This window comes from Campylobacter sp. IFREMER_LSEM_CL2101, from assembly GCF_025771825.1.
Classification (GTDB): Bacteria; Campylobacterota; Campylobacteria; order Campylobacterales; family Campylobacteraceae; genus Campylobacter_D; species Campylobacter_D lari_C.
The window spans coordinates 241,612-260,669 of sequence record NZ_JAKMQZ010000001.1 but is presented as its reverse complement, the minus strand read 5'-3'; the positions used below and the strand labels follow the sequence as shown (position 1 = coordinate 260,669).

The 19,058-nt window shown below is 28.8% G+C and carries 15 protein-coding genes; 6 read left to right on the top strand and 9 right to left on the bottom strand.

Annotation, left to right across the window (positions count from 1 at the left end; translation table 11 throughout):
* The 8 genes from L8V88_RS01345 to mqnE form a co-directional block, all read right to left on the bottom strand.
* A partial coding sequence (locus L8V88_RS01345) for a cache domain-containing protein (protein WP_263726467.1) occupies positions 1-684 on the bottom strand: 684 nt, incomplete at its 3' end.
* A 73-nt stretch (positions 685-757) separates the two neighbouring features.
* Complete coding sequence (locus L8V88_RS01340; RefSeq protein ID WP_263726466.1) at positions 758-1,498, bottom strand: Tfp pilus assembly protein FimT/FimU; 741 nt, start codon at positions 1,496-1,498, stop codon at positions 758-760.
* The gene (locus L8V88_RS01335; RefSeq protein WP_263726465.1) at positions 1,495-2,652 is read right to left on the bottom strand and encodes a glycosyltransferase family 39 protein; all 1,158 of its coding nucleotides are present in this window, start codon (positions 2,650-2,652) and stop codon (positions 1,495-1,497) included. Before L8V88_RS01335 ends, L8V88_RS01340 begins: the two co-directional genes overlap by 4 nt.
* A gap of 6 nt (positions 2,653-2,658) precedes the next feature.
* Positions 2,659-3,192 (bottom strand): hypothetical protein, encoded by a 534-nt coding sequence (locus L8V88_RS01330; protein WP_263693474.1) that lies wholly within the window; start codon positions 3,190-3,192, stop codon positions 2,659-2,661.
* 2 nt (positions 3,193-3,194) lie between these two features.
* The gene (locus tag L8V88_RS01325) at positions 3,195-5,594 is read right to left on the bottom strand and encodes a molybdopterin guanine dinucleotide-containing S/N-oxide reductase (RefSeq protein WP_263726464.1); all 2,400 of its coding nucleotides are present in this window, start codon (positions 5,592-5,594) and stop codon (positions 3,195-3,197) included.
* A gap of 64 nt (positions 5,595-5,658) precedes the next feature.
* Positions 5,659-6,099 (bottom strand): phosphoribosyltransferase, encoded by a 441-nt coding sequence (locus L8V88_RS01320; protein WP_263663846.1) that lies wholly within the window; start codon positions 6,097-6,099, stop codon positions 5,659-5,661.
* Between the two features lie 9 nt (positions 6,100-6,108).
* The gene (locus L8V88_RS01315; protein WP_263724247.1) at positions 6,109-7,425 is read right to left on the bottom strand and encodes an NCS2 family permease; all 1,317 of its coding nucleotides are present in this window, start codon (positions 7,423-7,425) and stop codon (positions 6,109-6,111) included.
* 8 nt (positions 7,426-7,433) lie between these two features.
* A complete protein-coding gene (gene mqnE / locus L8V88_RS01310) occupies positions 7,434-8,498 on the bottom strand; it encodes an aminofutalosine synthase MqnE (protein ID WP_263726463.1) in 1,065 nt (354 codons plus the stop codon).
* 115 nt (positions 8,499-8,613) lie between these two features.
* Between mqnE and L8V88_RS01305 the strand changes: the two genes are divergently transcribed.
* The 6 genes from L8V88_RS01305 to L8V88_RS01280 all read left to right on the top strand — a co-directional run bounded on the left by L8V88_RS01305 (position 8,614) and on the right by L8V88_RS01280 (position 16,681).
* The gene (locus L8V88_RS01305) at positions 8,614-10,968 is read left to right on the top strand and encodes a nucleotidyltransferase (protein WP_263726462.1); all 2,355 of its coding nucleotides are present in this window, start codon (positions 8,614-8,616) and stop codon (positions 10,966-10,968) included.
* A gap of 3 nt (positions 10,969-10,971) precedes the next feature.
* Positions 10,972-12,771, top strand: coding sequence for a glutamine--fructose-6-phosphate transaminase (isomerizing) (gene glmS / locus L8V88_RS01300; protein ID WP_263726461.1), 1,800 nt, complete (start codon positions 10,972-10,974; stop codon positions 12,769-12,771).
* A gap of 129 nt (positions 12,772-12,900) precedes the next feature.
* A complete protein-coding gene (fumC, locus tag L8V88_RS01295; protein ID WP_263663843.1) occupies positions 12,901-14,292 on the top strand; it encodes a class II fumarate hydratase in 1,392 nt (463 codons plus the stop codon).
* 42 nt (positions 14,293-14,334) lie between these two features.
* Entirely contained in the window at positions 14,335-14,709 is a 375-nt protein-coding gene (locus tag L8V88_RS01290) for an HIT family protein (RefSeq protein ID WP_263726460.1), read from the top strand.
* Between the two features lie 196 nt (positions 14,710-14,905).
* Positions 14,906-16,258, top strand: coding sequence for a DUF4153 domain-containing protein (locus L8V88_RS01285; protein ID WP_263726459.1), 1,353 nt, complete (start codon positions 14,906-14,908; stop codon positions 16,256-16,258).
* Between the two features lie 48 nt (positions 16,259-16,306).
* On the top strand, positions 16,307-16,681 hold the full coding sequence (locus L8V88_RS01280) for a DUF1090 domain-containing protein (protein WP_263726458.1): 375 nt from the start codon (positions 16,307-16,309) through the stop codon (positions 16,679-16,681).
* Position 16,682: 1 nt separating this feature from the next.
* Here L8V88_RS01280 and L8V88_RS01275 read toward each other — a convergent pair whose 3' ends face one another.
* Entirely contained in the window at positions 16,683-19,058 is a 2,376-nt protein-coding gene (locus L8V88_RS01275) for a tetratricopeptide repeat protein (RefSeq protein ID WP_263726457.1), read from the bottom strand.

Sequence of the window (19,058 nt, the reverse complement as noted above, 5' to 3'; positions counted from 1 at the left end):
ACTTAAATCTGTTTTGGTAAGCATTCTTTTTTGATCCTCGTGGAAGATTACTACACCATCTTTATCATATACACCTGCATAAGAACTATCAGAATGTCCTAGAGCTAAAACATCTTTAGAGAAAGTGTTAAGGTTGTAAACTCCACTTACCACACCTATGAATTTATTATCATTAAAAACTGGAATAGAATATGTCACAACTACTTGTCCATTCAAAACTATACTTTTATAAGGATCAGTAACAATTAGTTTTCCTGCTGCTTTAGCCTCTTTATACCATGGTCTTGTTCTTGGATCAAATTTATTAGGATTATTATGAAGATTAAATTTAGTATCAATTTGATAATCCTTACCTGAATCCTCTAAACCAAAATGAACAGTATCAAAGCCACCTGATCTTTTTGCGGTGTCTAAAACACTAAAAATTTCCCTATCACTAGCATTATATGCAATTTTGCTTAAACTATGCGCTAGTGACTCTATGATAATTCTTTTGCTATTTGAATAACTTGAGTACATATAATTAACATCATGCATAGTTTTTTTCTGAATTTCCTCAAGATAATAACTTGTGCTTTGCTTAGACTCATAATAACTAATCACATTAACTACTATTAATATAACAGCTATTAAAAAACAAGCTATAGTTGTAAGTCTATTAGAAAGACTATTAAATTTAAACATTAATGCTCCTTGTAATAATTTATTAAAAATTTAGCAAAATTAAAATAAATTATTAATAAAAGAATAAAAATAATTATAAATTATGACAAAATATTTGCTTATTATTTAAAATTATATTCTGTCCTTTATGGGAGGTAAAATTAGGGATATAGGCATAGCCACTAATAGGATTTATAACAATGCATATATGCTCATTTTGGTTATTAGATAACCTTATAATACAATCATTATTAAAAGAAGCAAGTTTATCATAAGCACGTGTAGCATTTTTTAAAGGCGTATATAAACGACCATAATCATCAAAAACTAAACGCGTACTTCCTTTACAAGCACCTTCAAATAAAACTTTAGATATACCATAAGTTTTTTCTATATTGTATTTTAAATTTGCTTTGAAATCATTTTGATTTATAACTCCACTTTGGCCTGAATTCATTAATATATCTGGATTGATAAGATCAACAGCTATTTCTCTGTCTTTATTGATCATATTTTTACCTATGTTTGCATTGCCATCGCCATTTTTATCTAAAAAAATAGTATAAGTTTGCTCATTATTAGTGGCAGATTTTGAGCGTATAAAATACAGCTGCCATTTGGCCTTAAACCACTCTCGTTTAGCAATGTTAAATTCTTTAACTCTAAAATCATTTTGCATTAAAGCTAAGTGTCTTGTGTATTTAATATCATTTAAAACTTGCTCAGCTCCCAAGCGCAAATAATCAGGTTTATAATAAACATAAGCCATAGAAAATAATAAGGATAATATTATACAAACAAAAACTAGTTCTATTAAAGTAAAAGCTTGTTTCATTTTATAGAATAATATACTTTATGTTTACCTAAACTAACATAGATTTTACTAGCTTTTTTACTAGAATGAAGCTCTAGTTTACCCTTAGAAATACCATAAAATTTAAGTCTTAAAGCTAGTTCTTTATCTTGTGTAGTAATATGCGTGAGATTGTGTTGTTTTAAATTTAGAGCTAGTTCTTTGGCTATGTGATAATCATAGGCAAAATGTTTTTTGGGATCTTTTAATAAATAATAAAAACTTTGATTAAAAATAATACCAAGATAAAAAAATAGCAAAAAAACTAAAGAACATTCTATAAAAATTTTATGTTTTAATCGCAATTGTGGCATTCTTGAGCGATAAGAAGACATTAAATAACGAACTAATAATGGAGTACAAACCACACAAAAAGGTAAAAAATCTTCTAAAAAAAGTCTTTGTCTTATGGAAAAAATTAAACAAAAAACAAAAGTACTTGCACTAATAAACCATAAAAGTGGCTTATTATCTTGCAAAAGAATTCTATAAACAACATAAAAAAAATAAAGAAAAATTAAAGGAGAAAAACAAGCTGCGAAAATACCCAAAGTATCCAAAAAATACCCCCTAGGCTTTCCACTTGCATCAAACCCATAAACACTCATTGCAATAGCAAATAAAATCAAAGAACATATAATAAGTAATTTATCTTTTTTATAAATAGCATAGAAGAAAAAAGACAAGTATAAAATTGCAAAATTTCCATCTACAAAAAGAACTAAAACTAATAAAACATAAAATAAAAATATTTTCTTATATTCAAATAATACTAAAATTAAAAGTGTGAAAAATATCACAATGCTTGATTCATTAATAAGCAAAGCACTAGCTACACTACCAGGGAGTAATATAAAAAGAACCACAGAAATAAAGGCATCAAAAGAAGTTTTGGTATATTTTAAAGCTAAAATGTATAATAAAACACAACTTAAAGAGTGCAATAAAACAAAAGGAAGTCTTAATCCAAAATCATTTTGACCAAAAAGAGTGGTGCCAAATCTAGCGATCATAGCAATTAAGCTATGATCATAAAAATAAATTTGCGCTTCATTATAGCTTATAGATAAAGTGCTTATGCCATACAATAAAGCACAAAAATCAAAAAATAAAACGGCTAACAAATACCTTTTCATTTTTGATTAGTCAAGTTTTACAGGTCCATTACTTGCGTGAGATTGTAAAAATCTTAAAATTCTATCTTTTTCTGCGTCAGTAATTTTTGCAAAACCTTGCATAGCAGATAAGTATGCGTCCCATTCTTCCATTAAATGTTCTTTTGGTTTATGCGCTGCGTGACAACTTGTACAAGTATCATAATAAGTTAATTCTATCTCATCCCAGGCAAGAATTTCTTGATCGGTTAAATCTTTACTTTTAACTAAAAATTCCATTTCATTGCTTGCATTTTTAGCATTCAAAGTAAGTAAAAGATAAATTCCATCTTTGGTATAAGCAAGGCTTTTTGGATTTGACTCCACAACCTCGCCTTTAACTTTGATTAAAGAATATTCACCCTCTTCTTTTATAAGCTCTACTTTAGAGCCTTCATAAATTTGTCCTACTACTTTTTTACTAGCACTATCTAAAAGATCTACTTTTTCATTAAAAATAAACATATCTTTAGCAAATAAAGCACTAGCTAAAAAAGTCAATACTAATATAATCTTCTTCATTATTAAGCTCCTATAATTTCTGGTGGTGTAGTTGAGTTATAAGGTTTTATAACTTCTTTTAGTTTTTTAATACCCACTAGACAAGTATTTACACTAGTTGCTTGAGCCATAGTTGAAGTTGGTCTTGAGCTTGTTAAAACATTTACATGACCTGCATTACATCTTGGCTTACTATCGCTTACATCTTCAGGATCATACCAAGCACCCTCTTGAATACTAATAACCCCTTCCATGATATTATCTGTTATAAAAGCACCTGCTAAAAGTGATCCACGATCGTTATATACTTCTACAACTTCCCCATGAGTAATACCAAGTTTTTTAGCATCATTTGTATTTATCATCACAGGCTCTCTACCTTGAATTTTATACAAATCTCTCACCCAAGTATTATCAAGCTGAGAATGCACTCTATATCTTGGGTGTGGGCTTACTAAATGGAAAGGATATTTTTTAACTAATTTTTCATTGCCTAGCCACTCAGCTGGTTCAAACCAAGTTGGATGTGCTTTAAAGTCTTCTAAGTTGTATTTTTCAAATTTTGGAGAATAAATTTGAATTTTTCCACTTTCTGTTGCAAGTTTATTTGCTACAGGATCAGCTCTAAATTCAGAGTGTCTTACGAAGTTATAAGCTTCTTTTGGAGTTTCAAAATGAATAAAACCTTGTTTCCAAAAATCAGCAAATTCCATATAATAAGGACAATCACTTCTACCATAAAAACCTTCAAGCCATTGTTGTTTAGTTTTACCACCGGTGAATTTTTTATGTTCTCTTTCGCCTATTCTTTTTGCTAATTCTTCAAAAATATCATAGTCATTTCTACTTTCAAAATAAGGCTCAATTACTTTTTTCATAGCATAAACATAATCTTGAGAATAAGAACCACCAAAACTAATATCATCTCTTTCTAAAGTTGTAGTTGAAGGTAATACAATATCAGCCATTTTTGCCATAGGTGTCCACCAAGGCTCATGGACGATTAATGTATCAAGCGTTCTTAAAGCTTTAATAAGCTCATTTGTATCCGGATGATGGCCTAATACAGAAGCACCCACTACATACATCATTTTGATTTTTGGATAGGTGATTTCTTTGCCTTTAAATTTAACTGTTTTACCTGGATTTAAAATTGCCTCTGAAACTCTACTTGCAGGGATATTAGTATCAAGATTATTTTTACCTTGTGGTAAGCCTACCGGTAATCTTACACCTGAAAATGCTTGTCCACCACCTGAATAATGCATAGAAAAACCAAATCCACCACCAGGTAGACCTACTTGACCTATCATAGAAGCTAAAACCATTAAAGTCCAATCAGCTTGCTCACCATGATGCGCTCTTTGCATAGCCCAGTTACCTGCTAAGAAAGTTCTATTTTTCACAAAAGTATCTGCTAAGCTTGTAATAACTTTTTCTTCAACACCGGTAATATTTGCAGCCCAAGCTGGAGTTTTATCAATACCATCAGTTTTTCCAAGTAAATAAGGTAAGAATTTGTCAAAACCATCAGTATATTTTTCAATGAATTTTTTATCGTATTTTCCACTTTTATATAAATAATTCATCATACCAAGCATTAAAGCTACATCGGTATTTGGACGAATTTTAATCCACTGAGCATTTAAAATTTCTGCTGTTTGAGTGTATTGAGGATCAATAGTAATAAATTTGATATTTGATTTGCTGTATTTTTTATAATACTCATCATTACCACGATTTGCAACTTTAAAGTCAATTTGGTTACATTTATAAAGATCGGCTCCCCATAAAACATAAACTTGAGTATTTTCTAAAATAACTTCATGAGAAGTTTGTAAAGAATAAACTTCTAAATCCCCTACTATACTAGCATTAACTTTACCAGCAGCTCCATTACTATACTCTCCATCAGTGCCGATATGACCACCTAAAGCAGTATTAAAAAACCTTCCTGCTACTGAGTTACAATTGTGCAATAAACCTACATGCCCCCAAGCACCATAACTTGCATTAAATAAATTTTCAATAGGAGTTTCTTTTAATTTTTGCAATACAAGCTCTAAAGCTTTTTCCCAACTTACTCTTACAAAAGGCTCTTTACCTCTTAATTTAGGTCTTTTCTTTCCTTCTAAAAAACTTTTTCTAACACAAGGATATTTTACCCTAGTATCTGAATAAGTTCTATCAATGATAGCATCAGTGATAATAGAAGGATGTTTGTCAGATTGTTGTGGTGTAACTTTTACAAGTTTTCCCTCTGAATTTACTTCAGCCCAAAAAGCACCAAAGTGAGTTGCGTGAGGAATTTTTTTAGTATCATAAAATTTAGTTCCCTCGCTTGCAGCCATTAAAGGATTAACCGAAGCAATCGCTGAAGTAGCAGCAAGTCCTTTTAGAAATTTTCTTCTTGTTAAACTCATAAGACATCCTTTCTTAACAAAATAAAGTCAAAATAATATTATAACATTTGTATTTGATTTAAAGCTAAATTTTAATACTCCAAAAAAAGTCAATCCACTCTTTAGCTTCTTTTATATAAAACTCAGGGATTAATAATGCTGAAGGCTTATAAAAAACACTTGCTACTTTGAGTTCTAAATGAGGATATTTTTCCATTAAAACTCTTTTGATTTCTATCATAGTTTCACCACTATCTATAATATCATCTACCAAAAGAATTTTTTTATACGAACTAAGATCAGGGATATTAAAAATTTTAATCGTATCTAACTTTTGGGTATCTTCATAGTGAATAGAATTTAAAGAAAATAAATTTCTATTACCCATACCTTCTGCTAAAAAATGACCCAAAGTCATACCACCTCTTGCAATGGCAAGTAATACATCAGGATTAAATTCTTCCTTAATTTTGCGCGTAAAAGGAATAATTTCTTTTTGAAATTCTTCATAAGCATAATAATACATAATCACTTCCTATAAAAATTGTAATAAAAATACTAGCAATGAAATCGCACTTAATACAATAATACCAAGATTAATTTTATCAAATTCTTTTTGCATAATACGCATAAATAAATATGCAATAAATCCAAAAGCAAAACCTGTAGTAATAGAATAAGTTAGTGGCATCATAATGATAATAAAAAACGCACTCACTGCTATAGCTTTATCTTTAAAATTAATATTTGCAACTTCCATAAACATTAAAACACCAACAAGCACCAAAATAGGATAAATAGAATTCGCAGGAATAGCTTTAAATACTGGCAGTAAAAATAAAGTAAAAACAAAACATATAGCAGTAACTAAAGCTGTAAGTCCTGTCCTACCTCCTGCTTCTACCCCTGCTGAGCTTTCCACAAAAGCAGTTACAGTAGAAGTTCCAACAACCGCCCCCATAGCCGAACTTGCCGCATCAGCGCCCAAGGTTTTACCTAATTTTTTCTCACCTTGCTTTGGATCATCAAATATTTTTCCTCTTGAGCCTACACCTGTGATTGTACCCACACTATCAAAAAGCTGAGTAACAAAAAAAGTAAGTACTATAGGAATCATACTAAGCTCTAAAGCTCCTTTAATATCAAGCTTACCAAATATAGCACTTAAACCATTATCTCCACTAATAACTGGCAAAGATAAAAGTTGCTCAGGAAATTTAGCTCCATCAATACCAAAAATCCAAGCACACAAAGCACTTACAAAAACAGCTAAAATAAACGCAGCTTTAATCCTCCAAGCCCAAAAAACAAAAACCAAAAACAAGCCAAACAATCCAAAAAGCACTTTAGTGCTTGAAAAATCGCCCAAACCTACTAAGGTTGCTTCGCTTTTAGTGATAATCCCCATTTGCACAAGTCCCATAAAGGCTATAAAGGTTCCAATACCTGCTGATATGGCTTTTCTTAAATCATTTGGTATGCTTTTTATCACCCAAATTCTAAAATTAGTAAAAGATAATAAAGTAAAAACAATACCCGATAAAAACACAGCTCCCAAAGCACTTTGCCAAGGAATTTGATAGGTATTACACACGCTAAAAGTAAAATACGCATTTAGCCCCATACCCACACTCATAGCCACAGGAGTATTAGAGAAAAAAGCACTAAAAGTAGTAGCTATAATAGTTACTAAAGCGGTTGCAACAATTAAAGCTTCTAGTGGCATACCTGAATTACTCATAATATTTGCATTAACCGGTATAATATAAATCATTGCTAAAAAAGTAGCAATACCTGCATAAATTTCAGTTTTTATATCGCTATTATGTTCTTTAAGTTTAAAAAAATCCATTTTTATCCTTAATAAGTTTTTAATTCATTATACAAACTATCTCGTTCTATCGCTATATAACCTGAGCTTTGAATCATTTCTATAAAAGTTTTTAAACTCAAGCCATTTGAACTTTTTGCCCCACCTGCACTTTGTATACTTTCTTTTTCTATAGTACCATCTAAATCATTTGCACCAAAATCTTGAGCTACCATAGCTAAATTTATACCCATGGTTGCCCAGTATGCTTTGATATTTTTAATATTATCAAGCACTATCCTTGCAATAGCTAAGGTTTTTAAAATTTCTACCGAGCCAAGTGGTTTTTTACCTGTAATAAAACTATTATCTTGTTGCCAAACTAAAGGAATAAAAGCATTAAAACCACCAGTTTGATCTTGAAGATTTCTCAATCTTATCATATGATTGATTCTATTTTCTCTGCTTTCTATATGCCCAAAAAGCATTGTGGCATTACTTTGTCTGCCTTTTTCATGCCAAAGTTTATGAATTTTTAGCCAATTTTCACTACTTACTTTACCATGGCAAATTTTTTTTCTAATTTCTTCATCAAAAATTTCAGCCCCACCACCTGGCATAGAATCAACGCCGTATTCAAGCATTTTTTCTATCACTTCTTCATAGCTCATATTAAAAGCCCTGCTTAAAAAATCAATCTCAGCAGCAGTTAGAGCTTTAATATGCAAAAATGGATATTTTTCTTTAATCATTTTAAAAATTTCCAAATACCATTGCCATGAAGTGTTTTTATTATGCGCTGAAACGATATGAATTTCTTTGGTATCTCTCAAAACTGTTTCATCAACTATTTTCATTATCTCTTCATGCGACATAGTGTAAGGATTAGGATTTTTCCTATGTGCTGAAAAAGCACAAAATTTACAAGTATCAGCACATATATTTGTAGGATTAATATGGCGATTGATATTAAAATAAACCTTTTTACCATGCAAATTAGTTCGAATTCTTTGTGCATATTTGCCTAAAGTAAAAAGCTCTAAATCCCAAAGTTTATTAGCTTCTTCTTCATTTAATCTTTCTTGTTTTTCTAGTTTTTCTATAATTGTTTGCATATTCTTACCATTTTTTAAATTTAAATTACAATTATAGTTTCTACTTACTTAAAATTTAATACAAAGTATTTTTGGTATGATATTAAAAATCAAAATAAAGGGATTATTATCAAAAATGAATATGCAAAAAATTCAAAAATTAAAAAATTCTTTAAAAGATTATGAAGCTTATTGCTCCAGACTTTTTTTAAAACAAGGCTCGTTTAGTTTTTACCACTCTAAAGAAATTGATCGTTTTATAGAAGATGTTTACGAGCTTGTTTTGAGTGATTTTTTCGATGATTATTTTCCGCATAATGATAAATTCCCTTTTTGTATTATCGCTATTAAACAATATGCTAAAATGAATTTAAGTATAAAAGAAAATGTTGATTTATTGCTTATTTATAAAGATATAAAAGCTTATAATATCAAGCCTTTAATGAAAGCATTCATTACTTCTTTAAATGATATTAATTTAAATATCAATTATCAAATTTGTGAAATAAATGGACTTTACAATATAGCCAAAAATGAGCTAAAACAAAATATTTTACAATATCGTTATATTTGCGGTTCTAAAATTTTATTCAAACAAATCAAAGAAAAAATTTCTCAAGCTCAAGATGAGTTAAAAGAAGAATTTGCTTTGAAAATCTTGCAAGAATTTAACCCATATCATCAACCTTTAATTAAGCAAGAATTTGATATTAATAAAAATTTTGGCGGTTTAGATGAGCAACTTGATATAGAAAACTTAAGTATATTATTTAAAGATTCTCCTAAAAATTATATGCTTAATTTTATCAACGAAAAAGAATTAAGTGAATTTAAACTTGCAAGTGATTTTTTATTTTCACTTAAATGCGCAATGAATCTTTTAGAAGGCAAAAACACTAATTTATTTTTAATACAAAATTCACAAGAACTTGCTAACTTGATGCAAAAAAAAGAAAAGAAAAATTTAGATCTTAAATCCATACTTATTCAAAAAGCTATGCAATGCATGCAAACTTGTGGAATTTATACGCAATTTTTAGCAAGGTGTATCCAAGAAAAACACTATAAAGATAGTAAGCTTTATGAAACACAAGATAGCTTTTTTACTTATTCTAGCAAAAGTGAAAACCTAAGCTTGATATTAAATCAACTTTTAAAATTAGATGATAAAGATTATAATTTTGATATCAAACTCATTTTTGCATTAAAAAGAGCAGAAAATAAAGATGAAAATCTAGAATTATTCAAGAAAATTTTAGAAAGAAAACATTCTTTTGCTCTTTTAAAACTTCTTGCTGATGCTAATATTTTAAAAGATTTTTGCAAACCTCTTACTCAAAGTAAATTTTTACTCGAAGAAGAAGGTGTTTATAGCGCATTAGATAGAGCATTACTTTGCTTAAAATACTTTGAAGAAAAAGACTATGACTTTGATGAAAATACACTTTTAATAATAAAATTTACCATACTTTTAAGTGCTATTCATGAAGAAAATGAAATTTCTTTAGCAAATATTTACAGGGCTTATGTAGGAAAATTCCAAGTTGATAATGAACTTTTAGATTTTGGCTTAAGATTGTATAAAAATTTTAACGCTTTTAAAGACATTATAGAAAAAGAAGATATTTATAATTCTACTATTGTTTTAAATTTTATTTCCAAATTAAATGATATAAATACCTTAAAAACCTTACATCTTTTATCTTTTTGCAATGCTAAAGCTTTAGGTATAGAAAATCATTTTTATTATAAAAGTTTAGAAAGATTGTTTCAAAATGCGCTAGAAGGCTTTGAGGATGAAAATTTAATTGATGAGAGTCAAAGAAGAGTAAAAAAAGAACAAACTCTAAAAAGAAGTAAGGCTTTTTTAGATCTTGATGAACAAACTCAAGATAATATTACTCATATTAAATCCAATCTATTTTTTATAAAAAATAGTTTTGAAAAAATCATTAAAATAGCACAAATTGCACAAAAAGAAAATTTTACTTTTTGGCTTGATAATCAAGATAATTTTACCCTAGAGCTTATAATGAATAGAAAAAATAATCTTGAAAATATACTCAACACTTTAAGTTCTTTAAATTTAGTCTTTATGAGTTTCTTTGAATTATTTGATGAAAAAGTTTATTTGAAATTTGAATATTCAGATATAGTAAGCGATACTCAAAAACAAAGTTTAGAAAATTTACTTAATTCTAAATTGCATTTAAAAGTACAAAAAAAGGCAAAAAAACCAAACATTAAAAAAGATGAATTAAAATTAGATATGAATTACTCCAAAAGCTATGCCAAAATAACCTTAAACACAAAAGATCAAAAAGGTTTAATGGCTTATGTGATGGATGTACTTGCAAGATATGATATTATCTTAAGTGCAGCAAAAATTCAAACCATAAAAGAAAGAACGCGAAATGTTTTGATTTTGCATAAAAATGAAAGCTTGCAAGATCATAAAGATCAAATTCTTAAATCACTAATAAGCGAGTAAAAGATGTGTGGAATAGTAGGTTATATAGGAACTAAAGAAAAGAAAAAAATCATATTAGAAGGCTTAAAAGAGCTTGAGTATAGAGGTTATGATAGTGCTGGTATAGCAGTAATGAAAGATGGGGAATTAGACTTTTTTAAAGCGGTTGGAAAATTAGAAAATTTAGCTAATAAAACTGCTAATTTTAATAGTGATGGCTTTGGGCTTGCTATAGGCCATACGCGTTGGGCAACTCATGGAAAACCAACTGAAATAAATGCGCATCCGCATTTAGGACAATACTCTTGTGTAATACACAATGGAATCATAGAAAATTACCAAGAATTAAAAACAAAACTCACACAAGAAGGTATTAATTTTCTAAGTCAAACTGACACTGAAGTTATTGTGCATTTATTTGAACACTATGCAAGTAATTTAGAACCATTTGAAGCTTTTAAAAAGACTATAGCTGAGCTAAAAGGTGCTTTTGCAATCTTGCTTGTGAGTAAAAAAGATCCTAATACAATTTATTTTGCTAAAAATGCTGTACCACTCATCATCGGAAAAAATGGCGATGAAAATGAATATTATTTTGCATCAAGTGATGCGCCTTTAGTTTCTTTAGTAGATAAAGTAGCTTATCTTGAAGATGGGGATTATGGATATGTGAATTTAAACGAATGCAAAATTTGTCATGATCAAGCTTGCATACAACCTATTTTTGTAGCTTTAAGTCAAGATAAAAGTTATGCTCAAAAAGATGGTTATAGATTTTTCATGGAAAAAGAAATCTATGAGCAAAGTAGAGTTTTAGGTGAAGTTTTAATGGGACGCTTGCAAGGTGAGCAAATTGTTTTTGAAGATATAGATGAAACTCTTTTACAAAACATAGATGAAATCACACTTTGTGCTTGTGGCACAAGCTATCATGCAGCATTAAGTGGGGCTTATTTACTTGAAAGACTTGCAAAGATTAAAACTAAAGTTGAAGTAGCAAGTGAATTTAGATATAGAGAAGCCATTATAGGCAAAAATACTCTTTTTATAGTAATCTCACAAAGTGGTGAAACAGCTGATACACTTGAAGCTTTAAAAATAGCAAAAGCACAAGGAGTTAAAACTTTAGCAATATGTAATGTGGATAATTCTAATATCGTGCGTTTGGCTGATATATCATTACTTACTAGAGCGGGCATTGAAAAAGGTGTGGCTTCAACTAAAGCTTTTGCTACTCAAGTGGCAACTTTATGGATGCTTGCAATCTATCTTGCGCAAAAAGCAAATTTGGATATGAGTAAAGAAATCAAAGCTTTAAGAAGCTTGCCAAGTATAGTTAAAGTTGAACAAAACTTACATGAAAAAGTGCATAGAATTTCAAAAAGATACCTACATGGCCACGGCTTTTTCTTTATAGGAAGAGATGTATTTTATCCACTAGCATTAGAAGGAGCTTTAAAATTAAAAGAAATTTCATACTTACATGCTGAAGGCTATCCAGCAGGTGAAATGAAACATGGACCTATTGCTCTAGCAGATAGTGAGCTTTTTACTGTTGCACTAATGCCGCAAAATTGTCTTTATGAAAAAACCAAATCAAATGTAGAAGAATTAGCTGCAAGGGATTCTACTTTGCTTGCTATTTCTCCACTTGATTTTGACTTAAGCGATGATTTTATAAGAACTTCAAAACAAGAACATTACATGTGTGAATTTTTTGAAATGATGGTGATCTTACAACTTCTTGCTTTAGAAGTTTCTATAAGACTTGGCAATGATGTGGATATGCCAAGAAATCTAGCAAAAAGTGTTACCGTAGAATAAATATTTTGTGTAGTTTTGAAAAAACTACACTTTTTTTCAAAAATTTTATAAATACTTCTTAAATTATAAGCAAACTTTAGGGTTTATTTGGCTTAAATATCATATCTTATTTTATTACAAGGAAAGGCCATGGAATATAGAATCGAACACGATACTATGGGAGAGATTAAAGTTCCTAATGACAAATATTGGGGTGCGCAAACTGAAAGAAGTTTTGAAAATTTTAAAATTGGTTGCGAAAAAATGCCAAAAGTTTTAATTTATGCTTTTGCAAATCTTAAAAAATCTTTGGCTTTAGTAAATAACAAACTTGGCAAATTAGATGATGCTAAAAAAAATGCTATTGTGCAAGCTTGTGATGAAATTGTAGCAGGAAAATTTGACGATAATTTCCCACTAGCAATATGGCAAACAGGTTCGGGCACACAAAGCAATATGAATATGAATGAAGTTATAGCAAATCGTGCCACTGAAATTATGGGTGGAGATTTTAGAAAAGAAAAACTTGTTCATCCTAATGATCATGTAAATATGAGCCAAAGCTCAAATGATACTTTTCCAACTGCTATGAGTATAGTTTCAGTAGAGCAAGTAGAAAAAAAACTTATCCCTGCTTTAGATGAGCTTATTGCAACTTTTGAAAAAAAAGTAAAAGAATTTGAAGGGATTATTAAAATAGGAAGAACTCACCTTCAAGATGCTACACCACTTACCCTTGCTCAAGAATTTAGTGGATATCTTTCTATGTTACTTCATTCAAAAGAGCAAATCATCGCTTCTTTACCTACATTAAGAGAGCTTGCAATAGGCGGGACAGCTGTTGGCACAGGATTAAATGCACATCCAGAACTTAGCGAAAAAGTAAGCGAAGAATTAAGCAAGCTTTTGGGTACTAAATTTGTTTCAAGTCCAAATAAATTTCATGCACTAACAAGCCATGATGCTATTAATTTTACTCATGGAGCTATGAAAGGCTTAGCTGCAAATTTAATGAAAATAGCAAATGATATTAGATGGTTAGCAAGTGGCCCTAGATGTGGTCTTGGAGAGTTAAATATACCTGAGAACGAACCAGGAAGTTCTATCATGCCAGGTAAGGTTAATCCTACTCAGTGTGAAGCTTTAACTATGGTTGCAGTGCAAGTTATGGGAAATGATGCAGCTATTGGTTTTGCAGCAAGCCAAGGAAATTTCGAGCTTAATGTTTTTAAACCTGTGATTATTTATAATTTTTTACAAAGTCTTGATTTATTAGCTGATGCTATGCATTCATTTAATATCCACTGTGCTGTTGGTATAGAACCAAATAAAGAAAAAATAGATCATAATTTACATAATTCCTTAATGCTAGTGACTGCATTAAACCCACACATTGGCTATGAAAATGCAGCTAAAGTAGCAAAAAATGCTCACAAAAAAGGTATTTCTTTAAAAGAAAGTGCTATGGAACTTGGTTTGGTAAGCGAAGAAGACTTTGCTAAATTTGTAGATCCTACAAAAATGATAGGACCAAAAAAATAATCAAAAGACTAGGAATATCCTAGTCTTTTCTTAAGAGTTAATATGATTTATGAAAATGATTTTTTATTTATAGAAAAAGAAAATTCTCAAATTCCTTGGGTAAAAATTTTTACTAAAGAAAATTACAGAGAATTAAGTGATTGTCCAGCCTTTTTACAAAATATGCTTTTTCAGTATGTTTTAGCTTGTGAATTAAGCCTTAGAGAATACTATAACCCAGAAAAAATCAACATAGCTTCCTTTGCAAACTATGTACCAAGAGTGCATTTTCATGTTATGGCACGTTTTAAAGAAGATGGATTTTTTCCTGAAAGTATGTGGGGAAAACAGCAAAGAGAAATTAAGGATTTAAATTTACCTGATTTTGAAGGATTCACATCAATATTACTTAACAAAATAAAAAATATTCATGTTTAAAAAATTTATTAATTCTAGCTATCTAGCTTTATTAAATCATCCACTTGGAGTTATTTTTTATTTATGTTTTTGGTTTTTTATAGCATTTTTTTATAATTCATACCAAACTAGTATTTTTGTACTTTTAACCCTATTTATAATTTTTTGCGAAACATTCACTAACTCAAAAAACAATTTAATACAAAATTATAAAAACTTGCAAAATTTATGGGTTGGATTTTTTGGACTAATTTTTTACATATTTTTAAATTTTATTTTTAAAGATGGCATAGAAAATTATTTAATATTTCTTACTAACAATACCTTATATATTTCTTTAACAACGGCTCTTATAGCTTTAGTATGTGCAAGAAAATTATATGATTTTAATTATTTTCATCATTTTTTAGCCGCCCTTTCTTTTAGCATAAGCTTTTGGCTTATTTTTGGTGTATTTTTGGCCATATTTTATAGTTCGTTTAATTTTTTATTTGATATTTCTTCAAGCATGTTAAATTCTCATGTTCTATCATTATGGCTTTTTAGTGCTGGAATTTTTTCTTTATTTTTACTTGGTAATTTTACCTCATATAATTTTCATAAAATTTTTATATTCATACTAAATGCTTTTAGTGTTTTATATATTATTATGCTTTTTGCTTATGGTTTAGGGGCGTTATTTAGTCTTTTAGAAAATCTTAGCATAGTTCATTTGTGCCTTTGGTTTGGTAATTTTTTATTAATTAATCTGTGGATAAATTTATCTTTTTATAAAATCAAAAAAGCACTACTCTATGCCTTTTTTATTGTAGTACTATCACTAAATATTTTCGTATTTTATGCTATTATAATTAGAATTGCACAATATGGCTTTACACCAGAACGCTTAGCAGTATTGGCTTTAAATTTATGGCTATTGATAGCAAATTATCTAAGCGTGTTTAAACAAAAAATAGCATTAAAATTTTCTTTTTATCTACTTGCACTTATGGCACTATTTTTAGGATTTTTTGCAAATTACATAAGCTTTTCTTCACAAAAATATCAATTGCAAAAATTAGAAAACTCTATACATTCTTTAGATCTTGACTATATTCAAAGCAGGCAATATTATAATCAAATTAAAAGTATCAAAAACACTTTGCACAATCTTAATAAAAATTATAACAACAATTATAGTTTTGATGATTTTTTAAAAACTTATAATTTAACTCATTTAAAACCACAAAAGATAGAATTTCACAATATGTCCAAAAAATTTCATCCAAAATACTCCAAATTAAAAGAAAATTATGATGAAGTATTATTTGATTTTATTGCTGGTTCAAGCGACTTTAAATATTTTATGAAAATTGATGATAATACCTTATATTTTTTACTTCAAGAAAAAGAACTTTTAAAGCTTGAAAATTTTGACAAAATCTTAAAAAATTATCAGAAAAATTCGCAATTAAGCTACAAACTTAACAATAACTCATCTTTGATTTTTATCCCTTTGGAGTTTGACATTAATATAAAAGGTCAAATAACATTTTTTAAAACTCATGTTTTTATTAAAAACAGCAAATAAATTATTTAATATAGCAAACTAAAATATCAAAAAAGAAAGGTTTAAACTATGAAACAGTTGTTGTTTTTACTTACACTTTGCTCATTTGCATTTTCCACACAATGTGAGGTTAAAATAGAGCAAATTCAAAAAGAAATAGCTTATGCTAAAAATTACAATCATCAAGAAAAAGCTTCAAGTTTAGAATTAGCTTTAAAAGAAGTTCAGGCAGATTGTGCAAAAGATCCTCTTTTTTATGATAAAAAATTAGAGGCTAAAAAATTTAAAGAGCAAGAGATAGAAAAAATCGAACAAGAGTTAAAAGAATTAAAAAAACAAAAAGATTATATGAGCAAAACAGAATATAAAAATAAAAAACAAGCTTTAAAAGACAAAAAAGACAAAATCAAAAAAGAGATTGAAGAATACATCAACAAACTCTAATTTAATTCCAAATTTGCCACCATTTTTTATTTTGTTGTTTTAATTTTTGCATTAAAATATTTTGATTTTTTAATGCAAACTCATTTTCTTCATCAAGCTTTAATAATTCTTTAGCACACTCTAAAGCTTGCTCGTATTCTTTTAACTCTTCTAAACACTGAATTTTTCCCACCAAAGCATCGGTATTTTCATTTGCTATCTTTAAACAATCTTCATAACATTGCAATGCATCATGAAAATCACCTAAATTTCTTAAACACTCTGCCTTATAATAATGTGTCCAATTTTGACTTTCATCTAAATTTAAAGCCATATTAAGATATTTTATAGCTTCTTTAAAATCTTGCGAATATACTTTAACCGCACCCATAAAATGATAACATTCATGTGATTTTGGTTCAAGCTCACTTGCTTTTTTTGCTGCTTTGAAGCTTTCATCATATTTTCCTAAAAAGCTTAAAATTTGTGCTTTTTCTATCCAGTACTCCCCAATACCATCAATTATTTTTAAACATTCATTGATATCTTTTAAGGCTTCGTTGTATTTTTCAAGATTTCTTTTGCATTTTGCTCTATGAAAATATGATTCATCATCTTCTTCATTACTTAAAATCACACTATCATAACATTTTATCGCTTCTTCAAACATATAAAGATCTTCATAACAAAGTCCCTTATAATACTTTGCTCCATTATGATTTTTATCAATTTTTAAAGCCTTATCTAAATCTTCTATAGCTTCTTCTTCTAAGCTTAAATTATATTTAGCAATTCCTCGCCAAAAATAAAGTTTAAAATTATTTTTATCCACCTTGTGCGCTGCATTACAATAAGCTATTAATTCTTCATAAGATTCAAGTTCTTTCGCACAATATGCTCTTTCAAACAATACATCTTTTAAATCAATATAATCTTTATATGTTTTTATAAGCTCGTTGTATTCATCCATAGCTTCTTGAAATCTTTCAAGCTTGCTTTTAATCCAAGCTCTTTGAGAAAGAGAATTAGCATAATCTTGAGTATTATTTTGCTTTTTATAATATTTAACAGCTAACTCGCTATCTTCTAAAGCTTCCTCATATTTTTCAAGATCAGATTTTAAATAAGCCCTATTAAAAAACACATCAGGGTATTCTTTTTGATATTTTAAGGCTTTTTCATAACTTATCAAAGCTTCATCATATTTGTCTATTTTATATAAGCTATTGCCCAAATGATAAAAACCATAAGGGACTGCGTGTTCAAGCTCTGCTAATTCTGATGGAGTAAAATCATGCTTTCTTACTCTTTCTTGATAATATTTAGCTGCTAAGTCAAAATCCTCTATAGCCTCTTCAATCATTTTTAGATTAATTTTAGTATTACCTCTATTAATATATGCTTGAGCGTATTCTTCATAAAGCTCAATTGTTTTATCATAATACTTCAAAGCTTGTTCATAATCTTTTAAATCATACAAAACCCTAGCCAATGCAAAACATGGATATTGTAAATTTTCATCTAAATCGATTGATTTTTTAAAAGCATCTATTGATAATTCTATCTTTTCTAAATCTTTATAAATATGTCCCAAAATCAAATATGCCATTGCATTTTCATTGTCTAGTTCAATGGATTTTAAGCAATCTTGCAAAGCTCCTTCTAAATCATCAACCTTGCGTTTATTATTAGCCCTTTTATAATACGCATCAGCAAAACTCTCATCTTGCTCAATCATCTTAGTAAAAAATTCTATAGCTTTTTGATAATCTTCTAAATTCTCATAAGCTACCCCTTGATAATAAAAAATCTGCGAGGATTCAAAGCCTAAATCTTGAGACTTTTTAAAATCAATCAAAGCTTGTTTTGGATCAACACTAAGCAAAGCAATAGCTCTAGTATAATAAGCTATATAATATTCTGGAGCTAAATCAATACAAATTTGCAAATCTTTTAAAGCTTTTGTATGCTCATCTAAAAGTATATAAACCCTAGCTCTATTAAAATATGCTAAATAATATGTATTATCCAGTGCTATAGTTTTATTAAAAACCAAAAGTGCTTCTTGTAATAAATCTAATTTAAAATTACACAAACCCAAAAGATTAAACAAAAATACATTACTAGGATCAAATTCTACAGCTATAGTTGCGTCTTTAAGCGCTTCTTGAAATTTCAAACAATTAAATCTACAAAGCGCTCTATTATGGTAAGCTTCTAAAAGCAAACGATGTTTGTCCTCATCATCTATAAAAATCATTTTACCATCTTGAGCAAGCGTAACTTCGCCTTTACAAAAAGCTATAAGCTCACTTAAAACCTCATCACATTTTTCAAATTCTGAATTTTCAAAATATTCTTTAGCTAAATCTGATAACTCAGTGATTAGATTATCCAA

Excerpts from the sequence above, each read along its gene's own strand:
- L8V88_RS01305 (WP_263726462.1), top strand. The coding sequence starts at position 8,614 with ATGAATATGCAAAAAATTCAAAAATTAAAAAATTCTTTAAAAGATTAT.
- glmS (WP_263726461.1), top strand. The coding sequence starts at position 10,972 with ATGTGTGGAATAGTAGGTTATATAGGAACTAAAGAAAAGAAAAAAATC.
- L8V88_RS01290 (WP_263726460.1), top strand. The coding sequence starts at position 14,335 with ATGATTTATGAAAATGATTTTTTATTTATAGAAAAAGAAAATTCTCAA.
- L8V88_RS01340 (WP_263726466.1), bottom strand. The coding sequence starts at position 1,498 with ATGAAACAAGCTTTTACTTTAATAGAACTAGTTTTTGTTTGTATAATA.
- L8V88_RS01335 (WP_263726465.1), bottom strand. The coding sequence starts at position 2,652 with ATGAAAAGGTATTTGTTAGCCGTTTTATTTTTTGATTTTTGTGCTTTA.
- mqnE (WP_263726463.1), bottom strand. The coding sequence starts at position 8,498 with ATGCAAACAATTATAGAAAAACTAGAAAAACAAGAAAGATTAAATGAA.
- L8V88_RS01315 (WP_263724247.1), bottom strand. The coding sequence starts at position 7,425 with ATGGATTTTTTTAAACTTAAAGAACATAATAGCGATATAAAAACTGAA.
- L8V88_RS01320 (WP_263663846.1), bottom strand. The coding sequence starts at position 6,099 with ATGTATTATTATGCTTATGAAGAATTTCAAAAAGAAATTATTCCTTTT.
- L8V88_RS01330 (WP_263693474.1), bottom strand. The coding sequence starts at position 3,192 with ATGAAGAAGATTATATTAGTATTGACTTTTTTAGCTAGTGCTTTATTT.
- L8V88_RS01325 (WP_263726464.1), bottom strand. The coding sequence starts at position 5,594 with ATGAGTTTAACAAGAAGAAAATTTCTAAAAGGACTTGCTGCTACTTCA.
- fumC (WP_263663843.1), top strand. The coding sequence starts at position 12,901 with ATGGAATATAGAATCGAACACGATACTATGGGAGAGATTAAAGTTCCT.
- L8V88_RS01280 (WP_263726458.1), top strand. The coding sequence starts at position 16,307 with ATGAAACAGTTGTTGTTTTTACTTACACTTTGCTCATTTGCATTTTCC.